General features: G+C 64.9%; 11 protein-coding genes. 9 read left to right on the top strand and 2 right to left on the bottom strand.

The features are described from left to right. Window positions 1–199 precede the first annotated feature (199 nt). Complete coding sequence (locus MFF62_RS23065; RefSeq protein ID WP_238265428.1) at window positions 200–1,273, top strand: extracellular catalytic domain type 1 short-chain-length polyhydroxyalkanoate depolymerase; 1,074 nt, start codon at window positions 200–202, stop codon at window positions 1,271–1,273. A gap of 90 nt (window positions 1,274–1,363) precedes the next feature. On the opposite strand, the gene MFF62_RS23060 is transcribed toward MFF62_RS23065, so the two are convergent. Further along, entirely contained in the window at window positions 1,364–2,674 is a 1,311-nt protein-coding gene (locus tag MFF62_RS23060; RefSeq protein ID WP_238265427.1) for an MFS transporter, read from the bottom strand. A 302-nt stretch (window positions 2,675–2,976) separates the two neighbouring features. Here MFF62_RS23060 and MFF62_RS23055 point away from each other — a divergent pair, with 302 nt between their 5' ends. Further along, window positions 2,977–6,960 (top strand): DUF748 domain-containing protein, encoded by a 3,984-nt coding sequence (locus MFF62_RS23055; RefSeq protein ID WP_238265426.1) that lies wholly within the window; start codon window positions 2,977–2,979, stop codon window positions 6,958–6,960. A 127-nt stretch (window positions 6,961–7,087) separates the two neighbouring features. Next, the gene (locus tag MFF62_RS23050) at window positions 7,088–7,273 is read left to right on the top strand and encodes a rubredoxin (RefSeq protein WP_238265425.1); all 186 of its coding nucleotides are present in this window, start codon (window positions 7,088–7,090) and stop codon (window positions 7,271–7,273) included. Between the two features lie 243 nt (window positions 7,274–7,516). Here the strand turns inward: MFF62_RS23050 and MFF62_RS23045 are convergent, their stop codons facing one another. Next, window positions 7,517–7,699, bottom strand: coding sequence for a hypothetical protein (locus MFF62_RS23045; RefSeq protein WP_066736414.1), 183 nt, complete (start codon window positions 7,697–7,699; stop codon window positions 7,517–7,519). Window positions 7,700–7,982: 283 nt separating this feature from the next. Here MFF62_RS23045 and MFF62_RS23040 point away from each other — a divergent pair, with 283 nt between their 5' ends. From MFF62_RS23040 to MFF62_RS23015, 6 genes are all read left to right on the top strand, one after another. Next, window positions 7,983–8,486 (top strand): hypothetical protein, encoded by a 504-nt coding sequence (locus MFF62_RS23040; RefSeq protein ID WP_238265424.1) that lies wholly within the window; start codon window positions 7,983–7,985, stop codon window positions 8,484–8,486. A 288-nt stretch (window positions 8,487–8,774) separates the two neighbouring features. After that, entirely contained in the window at window positions 8,775–9,941 is a 1,167-nt protein-coding gene (locus MFF62_RS23035) for a cytochrome c oxidase subunit II (protein WP_238265423.1), read from the top strand. 14 nt (window positions 9,942–9,955) lie between these two features. Next, window positions 9,956–11,713, top strand: a complete 1,758-nt coding sequence (locus MFF62_RS23030; protein WP_238265422.1) for a cytochrome c oxidase subunit I — start codon at window positions 9,956–9,958, stop codon at window positions 11,711–11,713. Then, the gene (locus tag MFF62_RS23025) at window positions 11,710–12,375 is read left to right on the top strand and encodes a cytochrome c oxidase subunit 3 (RefSeq protein WP_404990823.1); all 666 of its coding nucleotides are present in this window, start codon (window positions 11,710–11,712) and stop codon (window positions 12,373–12,375) included. Before MFF62_RS23030 ends, MFF62_RS23025 begins: the two co-directional genes overlap by 4 nt. A gap of 24 nt (window positions 12,376–12,399) precedes the next feature. After that, window positions 12,400–13,098 carry a heme-copper oxidase subunit III family protein gene (locus tag MFF62_RS23020; RefSeq protein WP_238265421.1) on the top strand — a complete coding sequence of 233 codons (699 nt, stop codon included), beginning with the start codon at window positions 12,400–12,402 and terminating at the stop codon, window positions 13,096–13,098. 7 nt (window positions 13,099–13,105) lie between these two features. Then, complete coding sequence (locus MFF62_RS23015; protein WP_238265420.1) at window positions 13,106–13,462, top strand: cytochrome C oxidase subunit IV family protein; 357 nt, start codon at window positions 13,106–13,108, stop codon at window positions 13,460–13,462. Window positions 13,463–13,509: the final 47 nt, after the last annotated feature.

The raw sequence follows: 13,509 nt of genomic DNA, 5'->3' as shown, positions 1-13,509 counted from the left end.
ATTCTTTCGGTGAGATGTCGTAAGTTTTTTGCGGATTCCATCCCGCATTCGGGTGAGGCCGCATCCAAGCCAAACTTTGTTTCGAAAATTCATGTTGCATCTTGCAGACATTGACGGCAATCGGTCATCTGGGCTGTGTTATGCTGCGTCGCACAATACCAAGGAGGGGACCCGTTCCTAGATGAGCAGGAGTTCTCATATGGCCAAAAGCCTGTCTCCAGCCTGGGATGCGCAGTGGCGACATATCGGCCGCTCGCAATACCGGGCCGCGAAACAAATCCGTTCCTGGCTGGGGCGCTTCGATCCGACGGCGCCCACGGCACGCCGGCAGCGTTACCCCGCCCCGGGCGAGTCCGCGCCGGACGGCCTGCCCGGTGCCTGGCAGTCGCATACGCTGGGTCTCGCGCCGTTGCCTGGTGAGCTGGTGCCTCAGCTTTCCTATCGTCTCTATATTCCGTCTGGCGCCAAGGGTGCGTTGCCCCTGGTGGTGATGCTGCATGGCTGCCAGCAGACCCCCGAAGACCTGGCCGCCGGTACGCGCATGAACGCGCTGGCCGAGCGTGAAGGGTTCATGGTTGCCTATCCGCAGCAGCCGCTGCGCCGCTCGGTGCACCGCTGCTGGCAGTGGTTCGACCTGGGCGACGGCGTGGGGGGGCGCGAAGCGCAAGCGGTGGCCATGCTGATCGACGAACTGTCCAGCCGCCCCGACGTACGTACCGGCGAGATCTATCTGGCGGGTTTGTCGGCGGGCGCCGCCATGGCGGCCGTGGTGGCGCTGCGTTATCCGGAAAAGGTGGCGGCAGTGGGATTGCACTCCGGCGTCGTGATTGGCGCTGCCAGTAATCCAGGCGCCGGTCTCAGAGCCATGCAGCACGGCGCCGAGGCCGAGCCCGCGCTGCTGCTCGATGCGGCAGGCGTTGCGCCGCGGGGACCCGAAATGCCGGCCATCGTGGTCCATGGCATGACCGACGGTGCGGTGAATCCGGTCAATGGCCGCCTGCTGGCGCGCCAGTTCCTGACCTACAACGGGATCCATGACCGGCTCGACGAACGGCTGGACTGCGCCAATGACGCGCCGCCGCTGGCCGTGGGCGATTACCGGGAAGCGCGCTTCGGGCGCTGGAACCGCGACGTCGTGCGGCTGGTGGAAGTGGCCGGTCTCGACCACGCCTGGAGCGGCGGCGACGCCAGCGTGCAATATCACAGCGACATCGGGCCCGACGCGAGCTGGATGATGTGGCAGTTCTTCCGGCAACATCGCCGGGCGGCATGACGCGGCGCGCGGTTCCGCAATAAAAAAGGGGGAAGGCTTCTGGCCTTCCCCCTTTTTTTTTGCCGTTTTCTTTACGGCGTTACCCGCGCATCAGGCTTCGCGCTTGCGCACGAACAGTGCGGTGATCACGCCGATCACGCACACGCCCACCACGTAGTGCGCGGGCGCCAGCTTGTCGCTCTTCAGCATCAGCGAGACGATGACTGGCGTCAGCCCGCCGAAAATCGCGTACGAAACGTTGTACGAGAAGGACAGGCCCGAGAAGCGCACCTGTGCCGGGAACGCATGCACCAGCACGTAGGGCACCGCGCCGATCGTGCCGACGAAGAAGCCCGCCAGCGCGTACAGCGGCAGCAGCAGGTCCGGCCGCGCGCCAATCGTCGTGTACAGCAGGTAGGCCGTGCCAGCCAGCAGTACGCCGCCAACGCCCAGCGTCAGGCGGGCACCGATGCGGTCGGCCAGCACGCCGGCCACCACGCAGCCGATCGACAGGCAGAGCGTAGCCGCGCTGTTGGCCACCAGGGCCGTGCGCGCGTTAAAGCCGAACTGGGTTTGCAGGTACGTCGGCGTCAGCAGGATCACGACCACGATGCCGGCCGACAGCATCCACGTCAGCAGCACGGACACCAGCACGGCGCCACGGTGGTCGCGCACCACGGCCTTGAGCGGCATTTCAGCGGCCAGGGCCTTGCGTTGCTTGAGTTCGGCGAACACCGGGGTTTCGTGCAGCCAGCGGCGCAGGTACATCGAACCCACGCCAAAGATGCCGCCCAGCACGAACGGCACGCGCCAGCCGTGGTCCAGCAGTTCCTGGGGATTGAAGATCGAGTTCATGCCGGTGGCCACCAGCGAACCCAGCAGGATGCCGGCCGTGAGACCGGCCGTCAGCGTGCCGCAGGCATAGCCGATATGGCGCTTGGGCACGTGTTCGGACACGAAGACCCACGCGCCCGGCACTTCACCACCCACGGCGGCGCCTTGCAGGATGCGCAGCACCAGCAGCAGCATCGGGGCCAGCAGGCCGATCGACGCGTACGTGGGCAGCAGGCCCATCAGCAGAGTCGGTACCGACATCAGCAGGATGGACAGCGTGAACATCTTCTTGCGCCCCAGCAAATCGCCGAAGTGGGCCATGATGATGCCGCCGAGCGGGCGCGCCAGATATCCGGCCGCGAAAATGCCGAAGGTTTGCAGCAGGCGCAGCCAGTCCGGCACCGAAGCTGGGAAAAATAGCTGGCCAATTACCTTGGCGAAGAATACAAAAATGATGAAGTCGTAGAATTCGAGCGCTCCGCCCAATGCTGCTAGGGCGAGCGTCTTGTAATCCTGACCGGTCAGTGGGCGGGCGGCTTGGCCGCCTTGCGCGCCCATGGCCCCGGCAGTACTGCTGGAGGTGGACATGAAAAGACTCGCATGGATACATTCACATGCGAAGCGCGCAACACGGATGACGTGGAGGGAGACGGCCGAAGGGATGACGACACGAACTTGGCGAACCGGGGCCGGCGGGTAAGCAGGCGGGCACGACGGGACGCTTCGCAAAGGCGTAAAGATACCAGATCGACGATCTTCAACTGTGTTTTCGATCAGATTGATTTCTAATTCACACGGCGCGCTGCCATAATCCGTTTCCATAATCCAACTACAAGTGAAATCCGGGGCACAAAGCGCGAAATGCGCGGGGTCATATTTACTGGGGTGACATGGCTTTCAAGGATTCCATCCAGGCTGCAAGAGGGGCTGCCGTCGCAACGCCGCGCCGGCGCCTGGCGTTGCGCGTGGCCGGCGGCGTGGTGGCCGCGCTGGCGGTATTTGGCCTGGCCGGCTATTTTGGCGGACCGCCGCTGATCAAATACCTGGTCGAAAAGAACGCCACCGAGGCGCTGGGTCGCAAGGTGACGCTGGGCGGCGCGCATGTCCGGCCCTTCGAACTGGCCGCGACGGTCAACGACCTGACCATTTTCGAGGCCGACGGCAAGACGCCGATGGTGACGCTGGGGCAGCTCGAGGCCAATACGTCGGCCGCGTCGATCTGGCACCTGGCACCGGTGGTCGACTTCCTGCATGTGGACCGGCTCAATGTGCACGTGGTGCGCAATGCCGACGGCCGCATGAACTTTGCCGATATCCAGGACCGGTTTGCCGCGCAACCGCCCAAGCCGGCCGACAGCAAGCCGGCCCGGTTCTCGGTCAGCAATATCGCGGTGACCAACAGCGGCTTCGTCTACGAGGACAAGCCGCGCGATACCGTGCAGCGCGTGGAGAACTTCACGCTGACGCTGCCGTTCCTGTCGAACCTGCCGCATGACGTCACGATCAACACGCGGCCCACGCTGTTTGCCAAGATCAACGGCACCCCGCTGGCGCTGGAGGGCACGTCGCAACCGTTCTCCGATACGCGTGAAACCAGCCTAAACGTCAACCTGGATGGTCTGCAGATTGCCCAGTACATGGCGTTCGCGCCAAAGCTCAAGGACGCCGAGGTCAAGGGCGGACTGGTCGATACGCGGCTGAACGTCGGCTTCCGGCAGGCCAAGGACTCGCAGGACCTGTTCGTGTCGGGCACCATCACGCTGCGCGAGGCCGACGTGCAGAGCCACGCGGGCGCACCGATCGTCAAGGCCGGGCGTCTGACCATCGACCTGGACCGTGTGGAGCCGCTGGCGCACAAGGCGCACGTAAAGAGTATCGAACTGGAGGGTTTCGACCTGCAGGCGCAGCGCCGCAAGGACGGTACGCTGAACCTGGCTACCGCGTTCCTGCCGGAAACCTCCCCCGCGCCGAAGGCCGCCGCGCCGGCGGCACCCGCTTCCGCTCCAGCCGCTTCCGCCCCGGCCGCATCGGCATCGGCTCCGGCGGCCGCCGGCGTGCAGGCGCCGCCCAAGGCCGAGGAGGTGCCGTGGTCCTATGCGGTGGACCGGGTCACGGTCAAGGAAGCCAAGATCGGGTTTGCCGATGAACTGGCGCCGTCCGGCCCCGGCAAGCTCGACATCGGGCCTATCAATATCGATGTGGCCAACCTGGCCAGCACCGGCGACAAGCCGGCCAAGCTCGATGCCAATATCACCATAGCCAACGGCCAGACCATCCGGCACACCGGCGAACTGGGCCTGAAGCAGGGCACGCTGACCGGCACGCTGGAAACGGCAGGGCTGCGCCCGCAAGGGTTCTCGGCATGGTGGCCGCGCGAACTGCGTAGCCAGTTTGGCGAGACCGGCGTCAATGCCGAACTCCATTACACGATGGCGTGGTCGCAGCCGGTGTTCCAGTTCACGTTGCAGAAGTCGCGCATCGAGCTGTCGCCGGTCTATGTGGCCACGCGCGACCCGGTCAAGCTGCCCGCTACGCCGTCCACACCCGCGGCCAGCACGGCCAGCGAGCGGGACGACAGCGCAAAGGCTGCGCCGACCCGGCGAGGCACGCGCGGCACACGTCCGGCGCGCACCGCCCGCGTGGCGGACACCGAAGGCGCCAACCTGCCGCTGCTCAATGCCGACAAGCTCGTGCTGGAAGACATCCAGCTCGACCTGGCCAAGCAGACCTTCGAGGCGGGGCAGGTGGCGCTGGTCAAGCCGCGCATCTCCGCCACGCGCGACCACCGGGGCCAGTTGCTCGAATCGGCGCAGCTGTGGGCCACCGAGTCCGCGGAACAGAAGGCGGCCGAGCAGAAGGCGGTGGCCAAGCCTGCCGCGCAGCCCAACGGTGCCGCCACTCCGGGGTGGAAGGTGCGCGTCGGCAAGATCGCGGTGGATGGCGGCGAGGCGCGCCTGGCCGACTACGAACCCGCCGATGCCAATCGTGGCCGGCCGGTGGTGCATCAGTTCCGCAATATCGGCCTGACCATGGGCACCGTCACGTGGCCGCTGTCGCCCGGCGCGCTGCCGATGAAGCTGCACGCGGAAAGCGGCCGAAAGGGCGTGATGAACGTCGACGGCCAGGTGGTGCCGACCGGGCCTGCCGCGCAACTGCAGCTCGACCTGCGCGACCTGGACATCGCGCCGTTCCAGCCGTACCTGGCAGACCGCTTCAATGCCGCGCTGCGTAGCGGCACCATGACGCTCAAGGGCAAGCTCGCCTATGACGCGCCGCCCGGCAAGCCCATGGCGGTGCGCTTCAACGGCAATGCGTCTGCCGGCAATGTGCGCACCGTGGACCGCATTACCGGCGACGACTTCCTGCGCTGGCGTGCGCTGTCGGTGGGTGGCATCGATTTCAACATGAACGATGCCAAGGGGCCGATGCAGGTGGGCATCAACAACGTGGCGCTGAACGACTTCTATGCGCGCGTGATCCTGAATGCCAACGGCCGGCTGAACCTGCAGGACGTGATGGCCGGCGGCGCCGCCCAAGGCCAGGCCGCGCCATCGACGAGCCTGACGCAGGCCAGCCCCGCCTCCGCGCCCGAGGCACGCCCGGCGCAGCCACCGGCAGCGGCGGCGGCACCGTCGAGCGGTCCGAAGCCGCAGATCCGGCTGGGCGGCGTGACGATCAACAAGGGCAACATCAACTTCTCGGACTTCTTCGTCAAGCCGAACTATTCGGCCAACCTGACCGACATGAAGGGCTCGGTGTCGAAGGTGTCGTCGTCCGACCCCACGCCCGCAGACCTGGTGCTCGACGGCCGGCTCGACGACGATGCGCCGGTCAGCATCAGCGGCAAGCTCAATCCGCTGGGCGAGCAGCTCTATCTCGATATCGCGGCCAAGGCGGCTGGCGTGGAACTGACCCGCCTGACGCCGTATGCGGCCAAGTACGCCGGCTATCCGATCACCAAGGGCAAGCTCACGGTGGATGTGGCCTACAAGATCGAGAACGGCAAGCTGGACGCGAAGAACCACCTGTACCTGGACCAACTGACGTTTGGCGACAAGGTGGACAGCCCCGACGCCGTCAAGCTGCCGGTGCTGCTGGCGGTGTCGCTGCTCAAGGACCGCAATGGCGTGATCGACATCAACCTGCCGGTATCGGGATCGTTGTCGGACCCCGAGTTCAGTATCGGTGGAGTGATCCTGCGCGTGATCGTGAACCTGCTGACCAAGGCCATCACGTCACCGTTCTCGCTGATCGCTTCGGCGTTTGGCGGCAGCGGCGAGGAACTGGGCTACATCGAATTCGCGCCCGGTTCGTCGACGCTGACCGACGAGGCGCGCAAGAAGATCGAGACCGTGGGCAAGGCGCTCAACGATCGCCCGTCGCTGCGGCTGGAAATCAGCGGGCGTATCGACCCCGCCACCGATGCCGACGGCGCACGCCGCGTGTGGCTGGACCAGCGCGTGGCCGACGCCAAGCGCCGCGAACTGCGCCGCTCGGCGCAGGCGGGCGACCAGGCGGAGGAAGGCGAGGGCGGCGAGCAGGGCGCCCGGATAACGGTGTCGAAGCAGGAGTATCCGAAGTACCTGGAAGCGGTGTACAAGCGCGAGTCGTTCAAGAAGCCGACGAATTTCATCGGCCTGAACAAGTCGCTGCCGCCGGCCGAGATGGAAAAGCTGCTGCTGCAGAACGCCCCCGTGACCGATACCGAACTGCGTGCCCTGGCAGACCAGCGCGCGCTGGCGGTCAAGCAGTCGATGGAGCGTGACGGCAAGGTGCCCGACGCAAAGCTGTTCCTGACGGCCCCCAAGCTGACCGCCGAAGGCATCAAGGACAAGGGCGCGCCGAACCGCGTCGACTTCTCGATCCGCCAGTAACCGTTGCCCGCCGGCAACGCCATGCCGCGACGTTTGAACGAAAGCCTCAAGCGTCGCGGCCGGAAGCCTCGCCGAAACCGCGTATCATTCGCCCCGGACTGCATTTTGAATTTCACGGGAGCGAGTGTTGGAGCAGGAAGCGATTGCCTACAAGACGTGGGTTTGCCTGATTTGCGGCTGGGTGTACGACGAGGAACAGGGCTGGCCCGAGGACGGCATTGCGGCGGGAACCCGCTGGGAAGATATTCCCGAGGACTGGCGCTGCCCCGAGTGCGACGTCAGCAAGGGCGACTTCTCGATGATCGAGATCTGAGCTTCACGCCAGAATCAGGGCGCATGGGAGTGCCGTTGCCGCAACTCCCCGCCCAGCCCGGCGCGCATGCGCCGGCGCCCGCAGCGCGTGTAGCGCATGCGGCAAGGATGGCAGCAGCGCCATAGCGCGGACGCCACGGTAAATAGCAGAAGCGCCGCCATGAAGGCTGCAAGCAACGTCATCACATCGCGCCTCCTTCTCTCTCAAGGCGCTTTTCCGGGCCACCGCCCGGGCAATGCACCGCTATATCAGTAGCGGCAACGCTTCCAGCACCAGCACCCCAAGCAGCACTCCGATGATCGCGCCTGCGCAACGGCAACTGATACGCAGTGCCTTGGCGGCCACCGGAATCGCGCCCATTGCCAGCAGGCCGACAAGGGCCATGGGGATCAAAAACACAAGATCGTGCGCCTGTAGGTGAATCATGGCGGTCTCCTGTCTTGCTTCTTTGTGATTCCAGTATAGGCCGTGGGTGGCGAATACAAGGCGGGAAGCGTCGGGGTTGTCCCGTGGTGTTTGAAACGCGTGCTGGAGCCGCGCGTCGTGCATGTCTTCACGCATGTCTCTCAAGCGATTCTTTTGCGCGCCACAAGGAAAGCGGACGCCGCACTGCACAACGCGCGCGCGTACGCACGGGGCCGGCTTGCCCCCTTCGGGTGTCCTATGCTGGACGCATGACGGCCGTCATCGGTCACGAAAGGAGGAAGCTATGGAACTTCACATGCATTCGCACCAATACGTGCGCCGCTTGCCCGACTGGTCTGCCGCGGCGGTATCGGGCCTGGCCGCCGGAGCGTTGCTGATTGTCGTGGAGATGTTCTGGTCGAGCATGGTGGCCGGCGTGCATCCGTGGGGCACCACGCGCATGATCGCGGCGATCGTCATGGGGCGCGAGGTCCTGCAGACGTCGACGTTCAGCGTCGGCACCGTCGCCGTGGCACTGGTCATCCACTTCGTGATCGGCATCGTGCTGGGCTGCGTGCTCTGTGCCATCATCGCGCCGTTCCAGCTCGATTCGAGCATTGGCATGTCGATGCTGGTGGGCGCCGGGTTCGGGCTGGTGGTCTACCTGTTCAACTTCTTCGTGATGACGGCGGCCTTTCCGTGGTTCGTCGATGCGCGCGGCTGGCATACGCTGGTCGGCCATCTGATCTTCGGCATGTGCATTGCGCTGTGTTACTGGAAGCTGGAATCGCGCGATGTCGTGCACTAGGGACATCGCTGCCTGAGCAAGGTAGCAGGCAAGTCGCGCGCATCGCCTGGCCGGCCTAGGGGCGGCCCGCATGCGCCGGAAATGGCAGTCGGGAAGCGCGCTTCTCCACTGCCTTTTTTGTTGCGCCGCACGCGAGACATGACAATCGTGCGGCCGTGCGCGATGGCACGCATGTCGCCTTGCAGTGGCCTGAACCGATGCACTAGTCTTATTCCACGTGCGTGAACGGGCGCACCCGTCCCGCCTTTCATGCCCGTTCCCTTGGCGTGCGTAAGAGAGGAGGGGGACATGGCGATCGCGGTCGTGCTCGTCATCATGGTCGTTGCTTCGGTGCTCTTTCATTTTCTGAGCCCGTGGTGGCTGACACCGCTGGCGTCCAACTGGAAGCAGATGGACGACACGCTCCTCATTACCCTCGCCATCACCGGCGTGTTCTTCATCGTCATCAACCTGCTGCTGGGCTACATCGTCTGGCGCTTCCGGCATCGCGAGGGCCACCGCGCCGACTACGAGCCCGAAAACAAACGTCTGGAACACTGGCTGATCGGCCTTAGCGCCATCGGCATCATGGCGCTGCTGGCGCCGGGGCTGATCGTGTATGCCGACTACGTGCGGCCGCCGCGCGAGGCCATGGTGCTGGAGGTCGTGGGCCAGCAGTGGCAATGGGCGTTCCGCTTTCCGGGCCAGGGCGGCGAACTCGGTACATCCGATGCACGCTTCGTCAGCGGCACCAACCCGTTGGGCCTGAATCCCGATGACGCCAACGGCCAGGACGATGTGATCGTGGTGGGGCCCGAAGTCCACCTGCCGCTGAATCGTCCGGTCAAGGTGCTGCTGCGGTCGAAAGACGTGCTGCACGACTTCTACGTGCCGCCGATCCGTGCGCGCATGAACATGGTGCCGGGCATGGTGACGTCGTTCTGGTTCACGCCCACGCAGGTCGGCCGCTTCGACATCCTGTGCGCGCAACTCTGCGGCGTGGGCCACTACAACATGCGCGGCCACGTGGTGGTGGAAGAGCCGGCCGCCTTCGACGCGTGGCTGGCCAGGCAGCAGACCTTCGCGATGATGCAGGCCAAGGCGGCCCAGCCGGCCGCAGCGCCGGGCGCGGGCTCCACGGCCGGTGCGGGTGCTGGCGGCTCGGTCGAGCAGGGCCGCTCGCTGGCGCAGAGCAAGGGCTGCGTGGCGTGCCACAGCGTGGACGGCACGCAGGGTGTGGGCCCCTCGTGGAAGGGGCTGTTCGGCAGCACGCAGACGTTTGTCGATGGCAGCAGCGCCGCCGTGGACGATGCGTTCCTGAAGAAGGAAATCCAGGATCCACAAGCGCGGGTGGTGAAGGGCTTTGGGCCGGTGATGCCCAAGGTGCCGGTGACCGATGAGGAAGTGGCGGCCCTGTCCGCCTACATCCATTCGCTGGGTCAGGGTGCCGGAGCGGCGCCGCAGGCCGGGAAATAGGCGAGGAGGAAACGATGGCTTATGCCGACGATGCCGCCCATCACGGCCCGCAGGGATTCTGGACCCGCTATATCTGGAGCCAGGACCACAAGGTGATTGCCGTGCAGTACACGCTGGTCGCCATCGTAGTGGGGCTGGTGGGTGTGGCGTTGTCCAACCTGATGCGCATGCAGCTCGGCTTCCCGGGCAAGTTCGAGTTCATCGACGCTAACCGCTATTACCAGTTCGTCACGATGCACGGCATGATCATGGTGATCTACCTGCTGACCGCATTGTTCCTGGGCGGCTTCGGCAACTACCTGATCCCGCTGATGGTGGGCGCGCGCGACATGGTGTTCCCGTTCCTGAACATGCTCAGCTTCTGGGTGTACTTCCTGTCGGTGATCGTGCTGCTGGCGAGCTTCTTCGTGCCGGGCGGGCCAACCGGCGCTGGCTGGACGCTCTACCCGCCACAGGCGATCCTGCCCGGAACACCGGGGCATGACTGGGGCATCATCCTGATGCTGGTTTCGCTGCTGATCTTCATCGTGGCGGCCACCATGGGCGGGCTCAACTACGTGACCACGGTGCTGCAGGCGCGCACCCAGGGCATGACGATGCTGCGCATGCCGCTGGCCGTGTGGGGCATCTTCATGGCCACCATCCTTGCACTGTTGGCATTCCCGGCGTTGTTCGTGTCGGGCGTGATGATGCTGCTGGACAAGACGCTGGGCACCAGCTTCTTCATGCCCGCCATGGTGTCGATGGGCCAGCAGCTCAACTACAAGGGCGGCAGCCCGCTGCTGTTCCAGCACCTGTTCTGGTTCTTCGGGCATCCGGAGGTGTACATCGTGGCACTGCCGGCTTTCGGCATCGTGTCCGATCTGGTCAGCGTGCATTCGCGCAAGAGCATCTTTGGCTACCGCACGATGGTCTGGGCCATCCTGGCGATCGGCCTGCTGTCCGTGGTGGTGTGGGCACATCACATGTTCGTGAGCGGCATGAATCCTTACTTCGGGTTCTTCTTTGCCACCACCACGCTGATCATCGCGGTGCCCACGGCCATCAAGGTTTACAACTGGGTCATCACGCTGTGGCGCGGCGACATTCATTTCACGGTGCCGATGCTGTTCGCCATCGCGTTCATCAGCACATTCGTGATCGGTGGCCTGACGGGACTGTTCCTGGGCAACGTCAGCGTGGACATCCCGCTGTCGAACACCTATTTCGTGGTGGCGCACTTCCACATGGTGATGGGCGTGTCGCCGATCCTGGTGGTGTTCGGCGGCATCTACCACTGGTATCCCAAGGTGACCGGCCGCCTGTTGAACGACACGATGGGCCGCATCCATTTCTGGGTCACCTTTGTCGGCACGTACGCGATCTTCTTCCCGATGCACTACCTGGGCATCCTCGGCATGCCCCGCCGCTACTACGCGTGGGATAACTACAGCTTCATCCCAGAGTCCGCGCATGTGATGAACATGTATATCTCGATTGCGGCATTCGTGGTGGCCACGGCCCAGCTGCTGTTCGTGTTCAACCTGTTTTGGAGCCTGCGGCACGGCATGCTGGCCGGGCCGAATCCGTGGCGCGCCGCATCGCTGGAATGGCACACCCCGCAGACGCCGCCGGTGCATGGCAACTGGGGTCCGCAACTGCCGGTGGTCTACCGCTGGGCGTACGCGTACAGCGTGCCGGGTGCGGCGGAAGACTACATCGCCCAGAACGCGCCGCCTGATGCCGGTGGCGCCGAACCCGAACCGCATCCGAGCCGGGGGGCCGTCGCATGAACGCCGATCCGATTGCCGCCGACGCTGGCGCGGGCGTGTTCCGCGTGTCCCCCGAATCCTCCGGCAGCGGCGCCGGTGGCGACGCCATGCACGGCCATGGCCAGCGCGCACCGGGCAGCACCGGCCTGTGGGTGTTCATGGGGGTGGTGACCGCGTTGTTCACGCTGTTCCTGGCCGCGTACGTCATGCGGATGGATAGCCCGGACTGGCACCGCATCGCGCTGCCGTGGCAGGTCTGGTTGTCGACGGTGTTGCTGGCGCTGGCCAGCGTGGCGATGGCCGTGGCGGCCCGCGCGGCGCGTGCAGGGCGAATGGCGCGTGCACGTGGGGCATTGCGGCTGGGCGGGCTTGGCGCGGTGGCCTTCGTGGCGTCGCAGCTCTGGGCATGGGCCGCGCTGTATGCCGCGCACGTGGTGCCGGCGGGCAATCCGGCGGGTAGCTTCTTCTACCTGCTGACGGCCATGCACGGCCTGCACATGATCGGCGGGTTGGTCGGCTTTGCCTTCGTTGCGTTCGATCGCGGCAGCGGCACGCGCACGATGGTGCGCATCGGCCTGTGCGCGCGTTACTGGCATTTCCTGCTGGCGGTATGGCTCGTGCTGCTGGCGACGCTGGGCTGGCTGACGCCCGAGATCGTCAACTACATCTGCGGCAGAAGTTGAAGGGGGTACGCCATGGAATCGCCAATGAGTGCGCAAGTCCCCGCCCCGCGGACATCGCCACACGATCCGTTGCCGGGCGGCGTGCGTGGCCTGCTGGCGGACTGGTCTTCCGACCAGCGCGCCTTCAAGGTGTCGTGGGGCAAGGCGATGATGTGGATCTTCCTGCTGTCCGATACCTTCGTATTCAGCTGCTTCCTGACCGGGTACATGACGGTGCGGATGGCCAACACCGTGCCGTGGCCAAATCCCAGCGAGGTGTTTGCCATCGACATTGGCGGCCATCCCGTGCCGCTTCTGCTGATCGCCATCATGACGTTCACGCTGATCACCAGCAGCGGCACGATGGCCATGGCGGTCAACTGCGCCTATCGGCGCGACCGCATGAACTGCGCCAAGCTGATGTTCGTGACCGCATGGCTGGGCGAGGTCTTCGTCTGCATGCAGGCCTACGAATGGACCAAGCTCATCGTGAGCGAGGGCATCCGCCCATGGGGCAATCCGTTGGGTGCGGCGCAATTCGGCTCCACGTTTTTCATGATCACCGGATTCCACGGCTTTCACGTGACCTGCGGCGTGATCTACCTGCTGGTCATTGCCAGCAAGGTGCTGCGCGGCCATTACGACATCAGCGGCAACTACCAGGCCGTGGAGATCGCTGGCCTGTACTGGCACTTCGTGGACCTGGTCTGGGTCTTCATCTTCGCGCTGTTCTATCTGTGGTGAGGCGCATATGGCATCGACTCCAACCCACGCGGCATCGCCAGACGAACCGGCCCAGGAACATGGCGGCCAGTCGCACTCGATCAAGCTGTACCTGAAGGTCTGGCTGCTGCTGTTCGTGCTGTCCACGCTGTCGTACATGGTGGACTACTATCACCTGACCGGCTACCTGCGCTGGACGCTGATCCTGCTGTTCATGGCGCTCAAGGCCGGGCTGATCATTGCCGTGTTCATGCATATGGCATGGGAGCGCATGGCATTGATCTGCGCGATCCTGCTGCCGCCGTTGTGCCTGCTGGTTCTGGTGTGGCTCATGGCGGCCGAAGCGGATTACACTTTCCTGACCCGCGGCATGTTCTTCCGCTAGCGTTGCATCTGGCGGCGGGGGTGCCGCGATGTCCAATCATCGAACCT

It is taken from the genome of Cupriavidus pauculus (assembly GCF_022179805.1).
GTDB classification, from domain to species: domain Bacteria; phylum Pseudomonadota; class Gammaproteobacteria; order Burkholderiales; family Burkholderiaceae; genus Cupriavidus; species Cupriavidus pauculus_E.
The sequence above is the reverse complement of the archived record's forward strand: the minus strand, read 5'-3'. Positions and strand labels throughout refer to the sequence as shown.